This window comes from Halomonas sp. PGE1 (assembly GCF_013000985.1).
Taxonomy (GTDB): domain Bacteria; phylum Pseudomonadota; class Gammaproteobacteria; order Pseudomonadales; family Halomonadaceae; genus Halomonas; species Halomonas alkalicola.
On the sequence record NZ_CP053032.1, the window covers coordinates 901013 to 917322 of the forward strand.

The 16310-nt window shown below is 71.2% G+C and carries 15 protein-coding genes; 12 read left to right on the forward strand and 3 right to left on the reverse strand.

The window, feature by feature from the left end; translation table 11 throughout:
• Positions 1-134: 134 nt before the first annotated feature.
• The 5 genes from HIR79_RS04315 (at position 135) to HIR79_RS04335 (ending at position 4979) form a co-directional block, all read left to right on the forward strand.
• The gene (locus tag HIR79_RS04315) at positions 135-1769 is read left to right on the forward strand and encodes a BCCT family transporter (protein ID WP_119022924.1); all 1635 of its coding nucleotides are present in this window, start codon (positions 135-137) and stop codon (positions 1767-1769) included.
• Positions 1770-1874: 105 nt separating this feature from the next.
• On the forward strand, positions 1875-2075 hold the full coding sequence (locus HIR79_RS04320) for a hypothetical protein (protein WP_240407690.1): 201 nt from the start codon (positions 1875-1877) through the stop codon (positions 2073-2075).
• A gap of 3 nt (positions 2076-2078) precedes the next feature.
• Positions 2079-2777 carry an extensin-like domain-containing protein gene (locus HIR79_RS04325; protein WP_169957365.1) on the forward strand — a complete coding sequence of 233 codons (699 nt, stop codon included), beginning with the start codon at positions 2079-2081 and terminating at the stop codon, positions 2775-2777.
• Between the two features lie 87 nt (positions 2778-2864).
• On the forward strand, positions 2865-4220 hold the full coding sequence (locus HIR79_RS04330; protein ID WP_169957367.1) for an MFS transporter: 1356 nt from the start codon (positions 2865-2867) through the stop codon (positions 4218-4220).
• A 12-nt stretch (positions 4221-4232) separates the two neighbouring features.
• A complete protein-coding gene (locus HIR79_RS04335) occupies positions 4233-4979 on the forward strand; it encodes a sulfite exporter TauE/SafE family protein (RefSeq protein ID WP_249322248.1) in 747 nt (248 codons plus the stop codon).
• 39 nt (positions 4980-5018) lie between these two features.
• On the opposite strand, the gene HIR79_RS04340 is transcribed toward HIR79_RS04335, so the two are convergent.
• The gene (locus HIR79_RS04340) at positions 5019-6290 is read right to left on the reverse strand and encodes an E22 family MetX-like putative esterase (protein ID WP_249322249.1); all 1272 of its coding nucleotides are present in this window, start codon (positions 6288-6290) and stop codon (positions 5019-5021) included.
• A 118-nt stretch (positions 6291-6408) separates the two neighbouring features.
• Between HIR79_RS04340 and HIR79_RS04345 the strand changes: the two genes are divergently transcribed.
• The 7 genes from HIR79_RS04345 (at position 6409) to HIR79_RS04375 (ending at position 14150) form a co-directional block, all read left to right on the forward strand.
• Positions 6409-6933 (forward strand): retropepsin-like aspartic protease family protein, encoded by a 525-nt coding sequence (locus HIR79_RS04345; protein WP_169957374.1) that lies wholly within the window; start codon positions 6409-6411, stop codon positions 6931-6933.
• Between the two features lie 7 nt (positions 6934-6940).
• The gene (locus HIR79_RS04350; protein ID WP_169957376.1) at positions 6941-7969 is read left to right on the forward strand and encodes a YihY/virulence factor BrkB family protein; all 1029 of its coding nucleotides are present in this window, start codon (positions 6941-6943) and stop codon (positions 7967-7969) included.
• On the forward strand, positions 7966-9003 hold the full coding sequence (locus HIR79_RS04355) for an NAD(P)H-dependent flavin oxidoreductase (RefSeq protein WP_169957378.1): 1038 nt from the start codon (positions 7966-7968) through the stop codon (positions 9001-9003). The genes HIR79_RS04350 and HIR79_RS04355 overlap by 4 nt, the downstream gene beginning before the upstream one ends.
• Positions 9004-9034: 31 nt before the next feature.
• Positions 9035-10771 carry a VRR-NUC domain-containing protein gene (locus HIR79_RS04360; RefSeq protein ID WP_169957380.1) on the forward strand — a complete coding sequence of 579 codons (1737 nt, stop codon included), beginning with the start codon at positions 9035-9037 and terminating at the stop codon, positions 10769-10771.
• Positions 10768-13185 (forward strand): ATP-dependent DNA helicase, encoded by a 2418-nt coding sequence (locus HIR79_RS04365; RefSeq protein WP_169957383.1) that lies wholly within the window; start codon positions 10768-10770, stop codon positions 13183-13185. Before HIR79_RS04360 ends, HIR79_RS04365 begins: the two co-directional genes overlap by 4 nt.
• Before the next feature lie 10 nt (positions 13186-13195).
• Entirely contained in the window at positions 13196-13861 is a 666-nt protein-coding gene (locus HIR79_RS04370; RefSeq protein WP_119022916.1) for a cupin domain-containing protein, read from the forward strand.
• A gap of 109 nt (positions 13862-13970) precedes the next feature.
• Positions 13971-14150 (forward strand): PLDc N-terminal domain-containing protein, encoded by a 180-nt coding sequence (locus tag HIR79_RS04375; RefSeq protein ID WP_110070209.1) that lies wholly within the window; start codon positions 13971-13973, stop codon positions 14148-14150.
• Positions 14151-14224: 74 nt separating this feature from the next.
• Here HIR79_RS04375 and HIR79_RS04380 read toward each other — a convergent pair whose 3' ends face one another.
• Both HIR79_RS04380 and HIR79_RS04385 read right to left on the reverse strand, forming a co-directional pair.
• Entirely contained in the window at positions 14225-15553 is a 1329-nt protein-coding gene (locus tag HIR79_RS04380) for a hypothetical protein (protein WP_169957386.1), read from the reverse strand.
• A gap of 88 nt (positions 15554-15641) precedes the next feature.
• Complete coding sequence (locus HIR79_RS04385) at positions 15642-16154, reverse strand: hypothetical protein (protein ID WP_119022914.1); 513 nt, start codon at positions 16152-16154, stop codon at positions 15642-15644.
• Positions 16155-16310 lie beyond the last annotated feature (156 nt).

A 16310-nucleotide genomic window follows, 5' to 3' on the forward strand; every position in this document is an offset into this window, starting at 1 on the left:
CAATCCTCCAGGTCGAGTGTGCCGCGCCGCTGGCCTGGCCGAGAGGCGGTGGTGGCCACGAGCGTCGCCATGGTAATGCTGGGCCAGACTGGTAGAGTATTTGTTGTACAAATCCTTCACAAAAGGACTCTCTGATGGCAGACCATGGAGGAAAGACGGTCTTTACCGTCTCTGCACTCATCATCCTGGCGCTCGTCGCGGTCGGGGCGGCCTTCCCCGAGGGCTTCGGCAGCGCCGCCAGTGCCGCCCTGGCCGGCGTCACCCAGCTGTTCGGCTGGTTCTATCTCTTTTCCGTATTCGGCTTCGTGATCTTCCTGCTGGGCCTGGCCTTCAGCAAGTACGGCAAGATCCGCCTCGGCCCCCAGGACAGCACCCCGAGCTACAGCTTCTTCTCCTGGGTCAGCATGCTGCTGGCCGCCGGCTTCGGCGTGGGCCTGGTCTTCTACGGCATGGCCGAGCCGATGTTCCACTACATCGACCCGCCCTACGGTGACGTGCCGGCCGAGACCACCGACTCGGCCCGCTACGCCATCCAGTACGCCTACTTCAACTGGGGCATCCACCAGTGGGCGGCCTTCTCGGTGGTAGGGCTGATCATCGCCTACTTCCAGTTCCGCAAGGGGCAGGCCGGGCTCGTCTCCTCGGTGCTCTCCTCGGTGACCGCCAAGCACCCCAGGGCGCGCCGATACGCCCCGGCCCTGGATATCTTCGCCGTGGTGGCCACGGTGATGGGGGTGGCGACCTCCCTGGGTCTCGGCGTGCTGCAGATGAACGGCGGGCTCAATGCCGTCTTCGGCCTGCCGGAGTCGGTGCTGTGGCAGTTTCTGATCCTCTTCGTGATGTTCCTGGCCTACATGGCCTCCACCTGGTCGGGCCTGGACAAGGGGATCAAGCGCCTCTCCAACCTCAACATGGTGCTCTGCATCGGCCTGATGCTCTACGTGCTGGTGACCGGCCCCACGGTGGCGATCCTCGAGACCATCACCCTGGGGATCGGCGACTACCTGCAGAACTTCATCGGCATGAGCCTGCGCATCTCGCCTTACTCGGACAACACCTGGGCGGCCAGCTGGACCATCTTCTACTGGGCCTGGGTCATCGCCTGGTCGCCCTTCGTGGGCACCTTCGTGGCGCGGGTCTCCCGCGGCCGCACCATCAAGCAGTACGTGTTCGGCGTGCTGATCGTGCCGCCGCTGCTGGCCTGCCTGTGGATCGGCGTGTTCGGCGGCGCGGCGCTCAACATGGAGCTCAATGGCGACGTGGGGCTGGCCGCGGCCACCCAGGCCAACATCACCGTGGCGCTGTTCGAGATGTTCGCCCTGATGCCCTTCAGCGGCCTGCTCTCGGTGGTGGCGATGATGCTGATCTTCATCTTCCTGGTGACCTCGGCGGATTCCGCCTCCTACATCGTGGCCCAGATGACCGACAACGGCTCCATCAACCCGCCCCTCTACAAGCGGGTGATCTGGGGCGTGCTGATCGCTGCCATCTGCCTGACGCTGATCGCCGCCGGCGGCCTCACCGGGCTGCAGTCGGCCTCGGTGCTCGCGGCACTGCCCTTCACCTTCATCCTCTACGGCATGGTGGTGGTGCTGGTGCGCGAGCTGCGCGCCGACCGCCGCGCGATGCTTACCCAGCTCTATCGCCGCCACGGCGAGACCCCGGTGGGCGCCGACGCCTTCGAGGCGGAGCTGCTGGGCGAGGAGGAGCGCCTGCGCCGCGCGCCCAACGTGGTCAACCGCCGCATCAACCGCCGCGAGGGGATGTAGCGACGCGCGATAGCGGGCAGTGGCGGCATCCTGTGCGCCGCCGCCACTGGCCTGGCGGCGGCGCAGGCCGTAAGCTCAGGGAAATGGTGAAAACGGACTTCGACCATGTCGCTTCTGCCCACTGCCCGCGCGCCCCGCCGCGGGGCCACCCGACGCCGCCAGCCACGGCGTGGCCAGCGCCTGCCCGGCGGGACTGGGCTCGGTCGTTGGCTCGATCGCTGGCTCGACCGCCTGGTGGATATCGCCGTGGTGGTGGCGCTGGTGGTGGGCGCCACGGCCCTGCTCCTCACCCTTGTGACCCGGTAGGACATGCGGGGCCTGCTGCTTCTTATCCTGCTGGCCGGCGCCCTGGCGCTGGCCTGGTGGCAGTTCGAGGCGCTGATCCCGCGCCACTGGCACCCCGCCGAGCCGCTCCACATCGATGACCCCCTCACCCCGGTGACGCAGTGGAAGCTGCGTCGCCTGGCCGACGACCGCGAGGGGTGCCTGGCGGCCCTGGCCACGGCGCCGGAGGGCGAGCTTTCGTTCACGCCTCTCGAGGACCATGAGCCCGTGGCGGGCTGCCCGTTGGCCAACGTGGTGCGCCTGGAGGCCAGTGGCGTCGACTTCAATTCAAGCTTCGTGGCGAGCTGCCCGCTGGCGCTGGCCTGGACGCTCTTCGAGCGCCAGCGCCTGCAGCCCGCCGCCGAATCGGTGCTGGGCAGCCGCGTGGCGAGAGTGGAGCACCTGGGCAGCTTCGCCTGCCGCAACGTCTACGGCCGGGAGGAGGGGCGGCCCAGCGAGCACGCCACCGCCGAGGCGCTGGACGTGGCCGCCTTCCGGCTGGCCGACGGGCGCGAGATCCGCCTGATCGACCACTGGGACGACGAGGGAGAGCGAGGTGAGTTCCTGCGCGAGGCCCGGGACGGCGCCTGCGACCTCTTCGGCAACGTGCTGGGGCCGGATTACAATCAGGCCCACGCCGACCACTTCCACTTCGGCATGCGCGGCTTCCGGCTCTGCCGCTGAGCGGCGCCATGCACCTCGGCGGCTCGAGATGGTGCGCTTCTGGCCCATGCTGCTAGGCTTGCCGTCTCGACCCGCAAGGACAGCCCCATGTCACCCCTGACCAGCGTCACACCGCCGCGGACCCGCGCCTCGCGCAAGGAGATCCTCGGCTGGGCGATGTTCGACTTCGCCAACCAGGCCTACACCCTGCTGATCATCACCGTGGTGTTCGGCGAGCTCTTCACCACGGTGATCGTCGGCGACCGCGGCGATGGCTACCGGCTGGCCAACTTCCTGTGGAGCCTGGCGCTGGCGGTGAGCTACCTGCTGGTGGTGGTCACCGGCCCCCTGTGCGGGGCGGTGATGGACTACCAGGCCTCCAAGAAGCGCTTCCTGTTCGCAAGCTACCTGGCCACCGTGGCCACCACCGCCATGCTCTACTTCGTGGCGCCGGGCTACGTGGTGCTGGGGTTGCTGCTGATCGTGGTCTCCAACTACGCCTACTCCATGGGGGAGTCCTTCATCGCCGCCTTCCTGCCCGACCTGGGGCCGCCGGAGGATCTCGGCAAGATCTCCGGCTTCGGCTGGGCGCTGGGCTACGTGGGCGGGCTCTTCGCCGCGGGCTTCACCCTGGTGGCGCTGGGCGAGGCCACCGCGGAGAACTTCGAGCGCATCCGCTGGGTGGGGCCCTTCGCCGCGGCCTTCTTCCTGGTCACTGCCATTCCCACCTTCCTGTGGGTGAAGGAGCGCGGCACCCCCCAGCCGCCGGGCAAGCCCTACCGGGAGATCGCCTGGGAGCGGGTCTCCACCACCCTGCACGAGCTCCGGCGCTTCCGGGACCTCGGCATCTTCCTGGTCTCACTGCTCTTCTCCATGGCCGGGGTCTACATCATCATCGCCTTCGCCTTCATCTACGGCGCCCAGGTGATCGGCTGGGACGAATCGATCCGCAACCTGATGTTCATCATCGTGCAGATCACCGCGGCGGCAGGGGCGCTGGGCTTCGGCTTCATCCAGGACCGCATCGGCACCAAGGTCACCTACCTCTTCACCCTGGGGCTCTGGGTGGCGGCGATCCTGGCCATCTGGGCGACCCCGGAGGTCACCGCCTTCCTCAACGCGCGCTTCGCCCTCGACTGGGAGGCCCAGCACCTGTTTCTCTTCGTCGGCTGCCTGGCCGGGCTCTCGCTGGGTTCCAGCCAGTCGGCCAGCCGCGCCCTGGTGGGGCTCTTCTCGCCCACCCGCAAGGCCGCCGAGTTCTTCGGCTTCTGGGGCCTGGCCAACAAGCTGGCCGGGGTCTTCGGCATCGTGGCCCTCGGCCTGCTGCAGACGGTGGTGGGGCTGCAGGCCTCGATCCTGCTCTGCGCCGCGCTCTTCATCGTCGCCATCCTGATCTGTCTGGGCGTCGACCAGGCCCGCGGCCAGCGGGCGGCGGCGGAGTGGGAGGCGCGCAATGGCCGCTGAGGGGCGCGAGTGATGGGAGAGCCGCTCATCCTGCTGCTTGTCGCCGCCACCTTCCTGGTGGCCGGTGGGGTCAAGGGCATCATCGGCATGGGCATGCCCACGGTGTCGCTGGCGCTGCTGGCCGCTACCCTGGGGTTGCAGCCCGCCATGGCGCTGCTGCTGGCGCCCACCCTGATCACCAATGTCTGGCAGGCGCTGGTGGGCGGCTACCTGGGGCGCATCGTCAGGCAGCTCTGGCCCTTCCTGCTGGCCTCGGTGGTGACGGTGTGGCTGGGGGTGAGCATCCTGGCGCGGGTCGAGGTGCGCTGGCTCTCGGGGCTCCTGGGCGTGCTGATCGTCTTCTATGCGCTCGCCGGGCTTTGCAACCTGGGCCTGGCGAGGCTGGTCGGCGGCGGGCGTCATGCCGCGCCGGTCAACGGGGCCCTGACCGGCCTCCTGACCGGCATGACCGGCTCCTCGGTCTTTCCGGGCGTGGCCTACCTGCAGTCCCTGGGCCTGCCGCGGGAGATGCTGATCCAGGCCATGGGCGTGCTCTTCGTGGCCACCACCCTGGCGCTGGGCCTCGCCCTGGGCGGCCAGCGCCTGCTCAGCATCGAGCTGGGCCTGCTCTCCCTGGCGGCGGTGGTGCCGGCGCTGGTGGGCATGCGGCTGGGGCAGTGGCTGCGCGGGCGCCTCTCGGAGGCGACCTTCCGGCGCGCCTTCCTCAGCGGCCTGCTGGCCATGGGCAGCTACCTGCTGGTGCGGGCCCTGGCGGGTTGAGCCGCCAGGGCGCCGGGGTCGCGCTGCATGACCCTGCCATCACTCCGCCAGGAAGGCGCGCAGGCGATCGCCTGCCTGGTCGATGGCCACCACGCCATCCAGGTGGCCGCGGGTGCCCGTGAGGGGAATCAGCTCCACCGGGGTGCCATCGGCGGCGATCAGCTCGGCGGTGCGCCGCACGCTCTGGGGAGCGAAGACCAGGTCATCCTCGCTGTAGAGCATCAGGGTCGGCGCCTCGATGGCGGCCAGGCCCGCTTCCAGGCTCTTGCCGTAGCCGGCCATGAAGGTCTGGTTGGCGCGCACCAGGTAGAGCAGGTGGTTGGCGTCGGCCACCTCGGCGCGGGCCGTGGCGATGTCGTCAAGGGTCTGCTCGATGGCGTAGCGGGCGTCGAGATCCCGGGCAGGGTCCGCATCCTCGTCGGCCCAGCTGCGGTCGAAGGTCTCGTTGGCCCACTGCCAGTGGTTGGCGTTGAGGGTCACCAGCTTGAGCGCCTCGCGCAGCCCATCCAGCGGGGGCTCGCCGTCGTAGTAGTCCCCGCCGTTCCAGTTGGCATCCACGCGGATCGGCGCGGCCCAGGCGGCGAGGGTGGCCAGCAGCCAGGGGTCGGCCTCGCCGGCGCCGATCACCGGAATCAGCCGCTCGACCCGCTCCGGGTAGGTGCTGGCCCACTCGTAGGCCTGCAGCGCCCCCATGGAAGCGCCCATCACGGCGTGCAGCCGCTCGATGCCCTGGCTCTCCAGCAGCGCCTTCTGGACATCGACGAAGTCGCCGATGGTCACCACCGGGAAGTCCAGGCCCCAGGGCTCGCCGGTCTCGGGGTGGGGCGAGGCCGGGCCGGTGGTGGTCACGTTCGTGTCATGGGCGTTGAGGTTGACCAGGGTGTCCGAGGCGATGATGTAGTACTCGTCGGTATCCAGCGGCTTGCCGGGACCGATGATGCTGTCCCAGTAGCCGGCGGGGCCCTCCTCCTCGTAGCGGCCGGCGGCGTGGCTGGTGCCCGAGAAGAAGTGGGTGATCAGGATGGCGTTGTCCCGGGCCTCGTTGAGGGTGCCGTAGGCCTCCCAGCCCACCGCCAGGTCCGCGATGGTCTCGCCGCCGCGGGTGGTGTATTCCTCCATCTCGAAGACCTGCTTCTCGACAACGCCATCCCAGGCGTAGGCCGCGCCCGCCATCAGCAGCGCCGCCCCCAGGCAGAGGCCGGCGGCAAGGGCCTGAAGGGGAGCGGGAGAGGGGTGGTGAGAGGAGTGGTGACAGGAAGAGTGGGAATGATGGGCGCTCGGGGGAGTCGAAAGCTGAGTGCTGTCCTGCATGGGGCGTTATCCTTGTGATTGAGCGGGTGTCCGGCCGGACGGCATTCAGTACAGTCAGGGAGGAGTGAGGTGTCAACGCAGGAGTGTCACAGGCCACCAACGCCCCGGGAGGCGTGCCATGAGCGATGACAACAGGGCGGTTCGGCGCACCGGGCTCGGCATGATGCTGCTGTTCTGGATGCTCTTCATCGGGGCCGGGACCTGGTGGTTCCACGGCTTCCTGGAGAGCCAGCGCAACCCCAACGCCCACCTGGTCAACGCCGTGAATGGCGAGAGCTCGGTGGTGCTGGAGCGCAACCGCGCCGGCCACTTCCTGGCCACCGGGCGCATCAACGGCGAGCCGGTGGAGTTCCTGCTCGATACCGGGGCCACCTACGTGGCCGTCTCCTCGGCGCTGGCCGAGCGGCTGGGCCTGGAGGCGACCGGCAGCGCCTGGTTCAATACCGCCAACGGCCGGGTGCGCGGCGAGCTCACCACCCTCGACGAGGTGAGCCTCGGCGGCTTCGCGGCCCGAGAGGTGCGCAGCTCCATCAGCCCCGGCATGGAGGGCGAGGTGGCGCTGCTCGGCATGAGCTTCCTCAACCGCTTCGACATCGAGATCCGCGACGCCCGCATGGTGCTCCATCCCGCCGGTTCCAACTGAGGACGTCATGACCCTATCGCGACGCGGCCGGCGCGCCGCCAGGCCCGCACAGATTCCCGGTCCCGGCTGGCTCGACATCCTCTGGCGCGTCAAGGAGCAGCTGGCCGACGACCGCGTCGGCCTGCTGGCCGCCGGCATCGCCTTCTATGCCCTGCTCTCGGTGTTTCCCGCCATCGCGGCGGTGATCTCCCTCTGGGCCCTGGTGCTCGACCCCCAGGACATGGCACGCCAGATCGCCGAGCTGGCACGCTTTGTGCCGCCAGAAGCGGCGGGGCTGATCGAGGAGCAGGCCCGCGAGATCGGCGACAACACCCCCACCGGCCTCAGCCTCACCGCCCTCGGCAGCCTGGCGGTGGCCCTGTTCGCGGCCTCCAAGGGAGTGCGCGGGCTGATCATCGCCCTCAACCTGGTCTACGGCGAGGAGGAACGGCGCGGTCCGCTGGGCCGCCAGCTGGTGGTGGCCGCCCTGACCCTGGGGCTGATCGCCCTGACCCTGGTGAGCCTCGTGGTGGTGGCGCTCTTTCCCCTGGCCAGCGGCCAGCTCGGCCTGACGGGTGTCCCGGCCCTGCTGGCCGGCCTGGCGCGCTGGTCGGTGCTGCTGCTGGTAATGATGGCGGTGATCGCGGTGCTCTACCGCTTCGCCCCCTACCGCCGCTCGCCGCGCTGGCAGTGGGTCAGCGTGGGCAGCGTCACCGCCACCCTGCTGTGGATCCTGGGCTCTGCCGGCCTCTCGCTCTACGTGGGGCGCATGGCCACCCTGAGCCAGCTCTACGGCTCCCTCGGTGCCGTGGTGGTGCTGATGCTGTGGTTCTGGCTATCGGCCTTCGTCGTCTTGCTGGGCGCCGAGATCAACGGTGAAATGGAGCGCCAGACCCGCCGCGACACCACCGTCGGCGAGCCCCGGCCTCTGGGCGAGCGCGGCGCCTTCGTGGCCGACACCCTGGGGCCCCGTCGGCCCTGGCGCCGCGATGGCAAGGGCGATGATTCACCCGACGTGACACCCGACGTTCCACACCAGCCAGGAGAGCCCCGATGAGCCTGACCCAGACCCTCGGCATCACGCTGCCGATCCTCCAGGCCCCCATGGCCGGCGCCCAGGGCAGCGAGTTGGCCATCGCCGTGGCCCGAGCCGGCGGCCTCGGCGCGCTGCCCTGCGCCATGCTCGCGCCCTCGGCCATGGCCGAGGAGCTTGCCGCCTTTCGCGCCGCCACCTCGGCCCCCGCCAACGTCAACTTCTTCTGCCATGCATCGCCCGCACCGGATGCCGCCGCCCAGGCGCGCTGGCACGAGGCGCTCGCCCCCTACTACGCCGAGTTCGGTCTCGACAGCGGCGCGGTGCCGGCTGGGCCGGGGCGGCGCCCCTTCGACCATGAGGCCTGCGAGGCCATCGCGCCCTTCCGCCCCGAGGTGGTGAGCTTCCATTTCGGCCTGCCCGAGGCCGCGCTGCTCGAGCGGGTCAAGGCGTGGGGCGCCACGGTGCTCGCCTCGGCCACCACGGTGGCGGAGGCCGAGTGGCTCGCGGCCCACGGCGCCGATGCCATCATCGTCCAGGGGCTGGAGGCGGGCGGCCACCGCGGCATGTTCCTGACCGAGGAGCCCACCACCCAGGTGGGCACCTTCGCGCTGCTGCCCCAGGTGCGCGAGGCCGTCGACCTGCCGCTGATCGCCGCCGGCGGCATCGCCGATGCCCGTGGCGTGGCGGCGGCCCGGGCGCTGGGGGCCGAGGCGGTGCAGGTGGGCACCGCCTTCCTGTGCTGCCCCGAGTCGACCATCTCGGCGATCCACCGCCGGGCGCTGATGAGCCAGGCGGCCCGCCACACGGCGCTGACCAACCTCTACAGCGGCCGTCCGGCCCGGGGCATCGTCACCCGGCTGATGCGCGAGCTGGGGCCGATGGGCAGCGCCGCCCCCGCCTTCCCCCTGGCCACCGCCGCCATCGCCCCGCTGCGTGCCGCCGCCGAGGCCTCCGGCAGCGGCGATTTTTCACCGCTCTGGGCGGGCCAGAACGCCAGCCGCTGCCGTGAGGTACCCGCCGCCGAGGTGGTGGCCGCGCTGGCGGAGGGGCTGTGAGTCGGGCAGTGGCGGCTGATATTATGGATGGATGACCAGTAACTCGCCCGGCGCCTCCCTCGCGGATCCATTCTACTACCTGGTGAACTTCCAGTTCGTGCTGGCGTGGGTCGCCGAGCGCCATGGCGACCTGCTCGGCGACGAGGAGCGGGCGTTCCTTACCGACTTCGCGGCGCTGCCCCGCGCCTCCCGGGCGCTGCTGGTGCGCATGGTGATGCGCCGGGGCGAGCACTTTCGCACCTCGAAGCTCGTCTATCCGGAGATCGACGCCGAGATTAGCGCCGACAGCGAAGAGCGCGCCCTGGGCGACCCTGTCGAGGCGGCCCTGGCGCCCCTGGTGGCCGTCGGCCTGGTCGAGGCGGCCCCCGCCCTCTCCCTGGAGACCCTCTTTGCCCAGTTGCGCCTTCCCGAGCTGCGCGTGGCTCTGGCCGAGGAGGTTCGCGCCGCGGGCCTGCCGGCCTCCCTGGGCAAGGGGGCGCTCTTCGACGCACTGGCCCCGCGGCGCCTCGAGGCGCGCCCGCTCGCAGAGTGGTGGCCGGCGGCGCCGGATCGGGTGGTGCACCTCACCGTGATGGCCACCTGCGACCGGCTGCGGCTGATGTTCTTCGGCAACCTGCGCCAGGACTGGTCCGACTTCGTGCTCGCCGAGCTCGGGGTGCAGCGCTTCGAGCGGGTGCCCTTCAGCGCCGACTCCCGCGCCTTCCGGCAGCGCGAGGAGGTGGATGCCTACCTGGCCCTGCACCGGCTGCGCGAGCGGCTCGACGCCGGCGAGCCCGCTTCGATGCTGGCTGCCGAACTGCCTCCGGTGCCGGCGGACAACCCCTGGCTGTCGGCGCGGCGACGGCGCCTGGCGCTCGCCCTGGGGCGCCAGGCGGAGCGTGACGGAGAGGGCGAGCGGGCCCTTGGGCTCTACCGCCAGGCGGGCTGGCCGGCGGAGGCCGGCAGCGCCGAGGCGCGCATCCGCCACCTGCGCCTGCTGGAGCGCCGGGGCGAGCACGCCGAGGCCCATGAACTGGCCGAGGCCCTCGCCGGCGGGTCACCGGGGGAGGCGGAGGCCCAGGCCCTGGCGCGGCTGCGCCCCCGGCTGCGGCGCCGACTGGGACTCACACCGCTGCCCCGGGAGGCAGCGCCTGATCCCGAGCGCCTCGCGCTCTGTCTGCCGCGCGCTTCCAGCGTCGAGCGCGCGGCGGGCGAGCACCTGGCCCGGGACGACGCCCCGGTGGTCTACGTGGAGAACACCCTGCTCACCGGGCTCTTCGGCCTGCTCTGCTGGGAGGCGCTCTTCGCGCCCCTGCCCGGCGCCTTCTTCCACTCCTTCCACAGCGGCCCGGCGGACCTCTACCGGGAGGGGTTCGTGGCCCGCCGCCGCGACCGCTTCAACGCCTGCCTGGCGTGCCTCGACGACGGCCTCCACCGCCCGGCGATCCTCGCCACCTGGCGGGAGAAGCAGGGGCTCGCCAACCCCTTCGTGCACTGGGGGGCGCTGGACGAGGCGCTGCTGTCGCTCTCGCTCGACTGCCTGCCCGCCGAGCACCTGCGCGCCTGCTTCGAACGGCTGCTGGGGGACCTCAAGGCCAATCGCGCCGGCCTGCCGGACCTGATCCAGTTCTTCCCCGAGGCGCCCGCCGGGGAGCCCCGCTACCGGCTGATCGAGGTGAAGGGCCCCGGCGACCGCCTGCAGGACAACCAGCGCCGCTGGCTCGCCTTCTTCCGGGAGCACGGCATCCCCGTCGCGGTCTGCCACGTGCGCTGGGCGGACCCCGCATGAGCGGACCTTGCATAAGTGAGGCGCGACGCCTGCGGGTGGCGGTGCGCACCCTGTGCGACTTCACCGCCCGGGAGGGGGACCTCGACCACCGCTTCACCCCGGCGCCCAGCGCCGAGGAGGGCATCGCCGGCCACGCCGAGATCGCCCGCCGCCGCGGCGAAGGCTACCAGCGCGAGGTGGCACTCGCCGGCGTGGTCGAGGGGCTCGAGGTGCGCGGGCGCGCCGACGTCTATGACCCGGCCGCCCGCTGCCTGGAGGAGGTGAAGACCCATCGCGGCGACCTCTCGCGCATGGCGGCCAACCAGCGCGCCCTGCACTGGGCCCAGGCGAAGGCCTACGGCGCCCTGCTCTGCGCCGAGCGGGGCCTGGCCGAAATCACCCTGGCGCTGGTCTACCTGGAGGTGGGCAGCGGTCGGGAGACCCGCCTCGAGCAGCGCTGTGATGCCGCCGAGCTGTGGGCCTTTCTCGCCGCGCTCTGCCGGCGCTACCGCGCCTGGGCCAAGCAGGAGGCGGCGCATCGCGCGCGGCGGGATGCCGCCCTGCAGGGGCTCGCCTTTCCCCATGCCGACTTCCGCCCCGGGCAGCGGGCACTGGCCGAGGGCGCCTACAAGGCCGCGGCCACCGGCCGCTGCCTGCTGGCCCAGGCCCCCACCGGCATCGGCAAGACCCTCGGCACCCTCTTCCCCCTGCTCAAGGCGATGCCCCGCCATGACCTCGACCGGGTGCTGTTTCTCACCATGAAGACCCCGGGGCGCGCCCTGGCGCTGTCGGCGCTTCGCCAGCTGGAGGCGAAGGGTGAGGCGGGAACCACAGCGGAGCCGGGCGGCGGACCCTCGGAAGCGGGGCCTGAGCGACTGCCGCTGCGGGTGCTGGAGCTTACCGCCCGGGAGAAGGCCTGCGAGTACCCCGGCCGAGCCTGCCACGGCGAGGCCTGCCCGCTGGCGGCGGGCTTCTACGATCGCCTGCCGGCGGCGCGCCAGGCAGCGGTCGAGCGCGGCTGGCTGGATCGCGAGGCGCTGCGCGAGGTGGCCCGCGAGCAAGGCGTCTGCCCCTACTACCTGGGCCAGGAGCTGGCGCGCTGGTGCGATGTGGTGGTGGGGGACGTCAACCACTGGTTCGACGCCAACGCACTGCTCCACGGCCTGGCGACGGCCAACCGCTGGCGGGTGGGCCTGCTGGTGGACGAGGCCCATAACCTGGTGGAGCGGGCCCGGGGCATGTACAGCGCCGAGCTCGACCAGCGCCGGCTCGCCCGCCTGCGCCGCAGCGCGCCGCCGGCGCTCTCCCGGCCGCTGGCGCACCTGGCCCGCCAGTGGCAGGGCGTGGTGAAGGAGGCGGGGCTGGCCGAGGCCGGCGAGCCGGGGCGGCCGGCCTATCGGGTGTTGGAGGGCGTGCCCGAGGCCATGGTGGGCGCCCTGCAGGGGGCGGCCAGCGCCATCACCGACTACCTGGGCGAGCACCCCGAGGGGGGCAGCGTCGAGCTCCAGGAGCTGCTCTTCGAGGCGCTGGCCTTCACCCGCCTGGCGGAGGCCTTCGGCGACCACTCGCTCTGCGACCTGGCCCGCCACGGCCGCGGCAGGGCCCTGCTGGGGCTGCGCAATCTGGTGCCGGCGGACTTCCTCGCCCCGCGCTTTGCGGCGGCTCACGCCGCGGTGCTCTTCTCGGCGACCCTGGCCCCGCCCGGCTACCATCGCGATCTGTTGGGGCTACCGGCACAGACGGTCTGGCAGTCGGTGGCCTCGCCCTTCGCCGCCGGGCAGCTCGAGGTGCGCATCCGCGCCGATATCTCCACCCGGCTGCGGGATCGCGAGGCCTCGCTGTCGCCCATCGTCGCCGAGCTGGCCGGCCAGTACCACCGCCGCCCCGGCAACTACCTGGCCTTCTTCAGCAGCTTCGCCTACCTGGAGCAGGCGCGTGTGGCCTTCGCCGAGGCGCATCCGACGATTCCCATCTGGACCCAGGTGCGCGGGATGGGGGAGCCCGAGCGCGACGCCTTCCTGGCCCGCTTCACGCCGGAGGGGCAGGGCATCGGCTTCGCGGTGCTGGGCGGCGCCTTTTCCGAGGGGATCGATCTGCCGGGGGAACGGCTGATCGGCGCCTTCGTCGCCACCCTCGGCTTGCCCCCCTTCGACGACTTCAACGAGGCCCTGAAGGCGCGGCTTCAGGCCCGCTTCGGCCGCGGCGACGACTACGCCTACCGGGTGCCGGGGCTGATCAAGGTGGTGCAGGCCGCCGGCCGGGTGATCCGCGGCCCCGAGGACCGCGGTACCGTGGTGCTGATGGACGACCGCTTCGCCCGGCCCGAGGTGCGCGCTCGGCTGCCGGTGTGGTGGCAGCTGCCGGGAACGCTGGGCGATGCCGGCGGTCCGACCCACACGGCGGGGCCCTCGTCCGGCCCTGCAAGCCAACCCTGAGGAGAGTGCCATGCGACTCAATGCCGACTTCGACCAGCGGGTGGTGGTCACCCCCGAGGCCTACCGCTGGGTCGACTCGCCCATGGCGGGGGTCGAGCGGATGATGCTCGATCGCATCGGCGAGGAGGTGGCCCGGGCCACCTCCCTGGTGCGCTATGCGCCCAACAGCACCTTCCCGTCCCATGAGCATGGCGGCGGCGAGGAGATCCTGGTGCTGGAGGGCGAGTTCGCCGACGAGCACGGCCGCTACCCGGCGGGCAGCTACCTGCGCAACCCCATCGGCACCGCCCATGCCCCCCGGGTGGGGGAGCAGGGCGCGACGATCTTCGTCAAGCTGCACCAGTTCTCGCCCGAGGATACCGAGCAGAAGGTGATCGATACCCGCTCGGCCGAGTGGCGCCCGGGGCTGGTGGAGGGGCTTTCCGTGATGCCCCTGCATGACTTCGAGGGCGAGCACGTGGCGCTGGTGCGCTGGGCGCCCAACACCCGCTTCCAGCCCCACGCCCACTGGGGCGGCGAGGAGATCCTGGTGCTGGAGGGCGTCTTCCACGACGAGCTCGGTGCCTATCCCGCCGGCAGCTGGCTGCGCAGCCCCCATCGCAGCCAGCACACGCCCTTCACGGGCGAGGAGGGCGCGCTGCTCTACGTGAAGGTGGGCCACCTGCTGCCGGACTGAGCGCGCGAACGCCCCGTCACATTTCGCTACCCGGCTTCCTTTGTCTCCCGGTGGTGCGCTGTGCTACCCATGAAAGGGGCAATTCGCCGAATGGACAAGGAGACGTCGAATGGGAATCGAAGTGACCGGCCTGCTGGGCCTGATCTGGCTGATCATCGTGATCTGGGCCGTCGTCAAGGTGGCCAAGAGCTCGGCCGGGCCCGTGGCCAAGCTGCTGTGGATCCTGATCCTGCTGTTCTTCCCGCTGCTGGGGCTGATCATCTGGTTCCTGCTGGGGCCAAAGGGGTAGCCGCCATGCCTCACCATGGCGATGCAAGAGCAGCGGGCCGCCCTCGGGCGGCCCGCTCGCGTTGGCGGCAACTCCTATCCGGTCGGCGCTGCCGCCTTGCCCTGCAGGCGCTCCAGCACGTTGACGCCGATGAAACCGCTCAGGGCGCCGGTCAGGAAGGCACCGGCCTCGGTGGCGACCACCGCCACCGGCAGGGCCAGATAGCCGACGCCGAGCACGCCCGCCACATAGGCCACCAGTGCCACCAGGACCCCTTCGAACAGGCGCAGGGGTGTCTGACCCTGGGGGGCGCCCTTGACGAAGCGCCGGCCAAACCCGCCCAGGGCGCCACCGAGCAGGGTGGCCAGCATCGGCCCCCAGGGAAAGCGCTGTTGGATGGTGGCTTCACCGCTCAGGCCGCCGGCGACGGCGCGCACGGTCAGCGGTGTCAGGCCGGAGGAGCGCAGCTCGAAGGAGGTCGTCGACTGGTCCGGCGCCAGCCGCAGCTCGCCGGGCTCGGGCGTCGCGGGTCCGTCTACCGTCAGGGCGATATGCGTGGGGCGAGTGGCCGGCAGAGGGGCGCCATGTGGCGCGATCTGCTCGACGTTGACGGTCATCCTGGCCAGCCCGAGCCCCATCATGCGGGTCGATTGCGGCCGCACGTCCAGCCGCGGCAGTGCGGCGAGCTCCAGGTTGACGTCCGAGAGAGTGGACCGAACCTCCAGGGTGGGGGTTGGCGTCGAGGGCAGAAACTCCAGTACCAGCGAGCGTTCGTTGACCAGCCCGGGCGCCTCGATCATCAGGGGAGGAAGCGTCTCCCGCGTGGTGAGACCCTGCAGTCGTACACGGATTTCGATGGGGCGCTCGAGGGCCTGCTCGGGGTCGATCGTCCCCTCGTCGGAGGGGTGAACGCCGAAGCTGAGTTCGGTGTGGTAGCTGCCGCTCAGCGGATTCCAGGTGGCGGGAATCGGACTCGCCACGGCGGTGAGGCGCAGCCAGGTGGCGGGCCTGGGAGGTAGCGGCGGCAGCGGGGCAATCCCCAACCCGGGGGGCAGGATCACCTCGGCGACCGGCTCGTCGGTGGGTAGGATGAGCCCGCCTGGCAATATCTCCCGGGTATCCGCGGTGAGGCGACGGGTCTCGATCTCGTCGCTCTTGACCACGAAGGGGCCGGTTACCGGCGCGCTGAGGCTAATGCGCCCCGGCTCCTGCAGGGGCGCTATCTCGGCGACGATCTCGCGGCCCTCGAGATCCATGACCCTCAGGCTCTCAGGGCTGTGCTCCCAGGCGAACGAGACATGCTCGCTGGGCACCGGCCGGGCCGTGTCGACGGGGGGTGGTGTCTGCGCCCAGGCAGCCGGCGCGGCGGCTAGGCCGATGGCCAGGAGGAGGGCGTGCCAGGCACGATGGGCTGCTGAGGGCATGGCGACTCTCGCCGTTGGGCAAGCTGGTTCTCAGTATAGTCGTATCGCAGTGCGGGCCCCCTGGCGCCCTGGCCGGTATCGTCTCGTCTTACAGGCAAAGCCCTTCGTCGCCGACGCCGCGACCGCAGTGGTAGCGGACCTCCAGGTACTCGGCGTGCCAGCCGTCGGCCTCCTCGTGCATGGTGAGCCGGTAGTCCTGGCCCAGCACCGCATCGTCCTTGAAGCCCCACATGAGCACTACGCCAACAGCCGCTTCCCCGTTGCGCTGGAGACGCTGGGTCTGCTCCCAGTGCCCTTCGCCCAGGGGCGAGAGCCGCTCCTGCTCGGCGACCAGGGCCGCGAGCAGCGCGGCGGGGGAGTCCTTGGTGGCGGGGAGAGGCATATCGCTGGCCTCCCACTCGGTGGTGCCGGGGCTGAAGCCGAGCCCCTCCGGCAGGCGCTCGATATGGGCTGAGAGCCGTGGCTGGGCCGAAAGGCCGTCGCTGTCCCACAGCGGAGCGGAGGGCGCGGAAGAGGCCGCGGAGGCAGAAAACGAGGCCGAGTTGGTGCCTGCATCGCTTCCCGGCACGGCGCAGCCCGCAAGCACCAGGCCCAGGGCCATGGCGAAGCCGGCGCCCGCGTGGCCCCGTCCGCCTGGCGCTGGGCGGCATGCCCTGGCCTTCCGGGCCGTTGTGGGGGGATGGCGTTTCGGGGCCGGGGGCATCGGGATACGAGATACCGAGATAGGCGTCGTCGGGACAGGCGTCGTCGAGATAGG

Excerpts from the sequence above, each read along its gene's own strand:
- HIR79_RS04315 (WP_119022924.1), top strand. The coding sequence starts at position 135 with ATGGCAGACCATGGAGGAAAGACGGTCTTTACCGTCTCTGCACTCATC.
- HIR79_RS04320 (WP_240407690.1), top strand. The coding sequence starts at position 1,875 with ATGTCGCTTCTGCCCACTGCCCGCGCGCCCCGCCGCGGGGCCACCCGA.
- HIR79_RS04325 (WP_169957365.1), top strand. The coding sequence starts at position 2,079 with ATGCGGGGCCTGCTGCTTCTTATCCTGCTGGCCGGCGCCCTGGCGCTG.
- HIR79_RS04330 (WP_169957367.1), top strand. The coding sequence starts at position 2,865 with ATGTCACCCCTGACCAGCGTCACACCGCCGCGGACCCGCGCCTCGCGC.
- HIR79_RS04335 (WP_249322248.1), top strand. The coding sequence starts at position 4,233 with ATGGGAGAGCCGCTCATCCTGCTGCTTGTCGCCGCCACCTTCCTGGTG.
- HIR79_RS04340 (WP_249322249.1), bottom strand. The coding sequence starts at position 6,290 with ATGCAGGACAGCACTCAGCTTTCGACTCCCCCGAGCGCCCATCATTCC.
- HIR79_RS04345 (WP_169957374.1), top strand. The coding sequence starts at position 6,409 with ATGAGCGATGACAACAGGGCGGTTCGGCGCACCGGGCTCGGCATGATG.
- HIR79_RS04350 (WP_169957376.1), top strand. The coding sequence starts at position 6,941 with ATGACCCTATCGCGACGCGGCCGGCGCGCCGCCAGGCCCGCACAGATT.
- HIR79_RS04355 (WP_169957378.1), top strand. The coding sequence starts at position 7,966 with ATGAGCCTGACCCAGACCCTCGGCATCACGCTGCCGATCCTCCAGGCC.
- HIR79_RS04360 (WP_169957380.1), top strand. The coding sequence starts at position 9,035 with ATGACCAGTAACTCGCCCGGCGCCTCCCTCGCGGATCCATTCTACTAC.
- HIR79_RS04365 (WP_169957383.1), top strand. The coding sequence starts at position 10,768 with ATGAGCGGACCTTGCATAAGTGAGGCGCGACGCCTGCGGGTGGCGGTG.
- HIR79_RS04370 (WP_119022916.1), top strand. The coding sequence starts at position 13,196 with ATGCGACTCAATGCCGACTTCGACCAGCGGGTGGTGGTCACCCCCGAG.
- HIR79_RS04375 (WP_110070209.1), top strand. The coding sequence starts at position 13,971 with ATGGGAATCGAAGTGACCGGCCTGCTGGGCCTGATCTGGCTGATCATC.
- HIR79_RS04380 (WP_169957386.1), bottom strand. The coding sequence starts at position 15,553 with ATGCCCTCAGCAGCCCATCGTGCCTGGCACGCCCTCCTCCTGGCCATC.
- HIR79_RS04385 (WP_119022914.1), bottom strand. The coding sequence starts at position 16,154 with ATGGCCCTGGGCCTGGTGCTTGCGGGCTGCGCCGTGCCGGGAAGCGAT.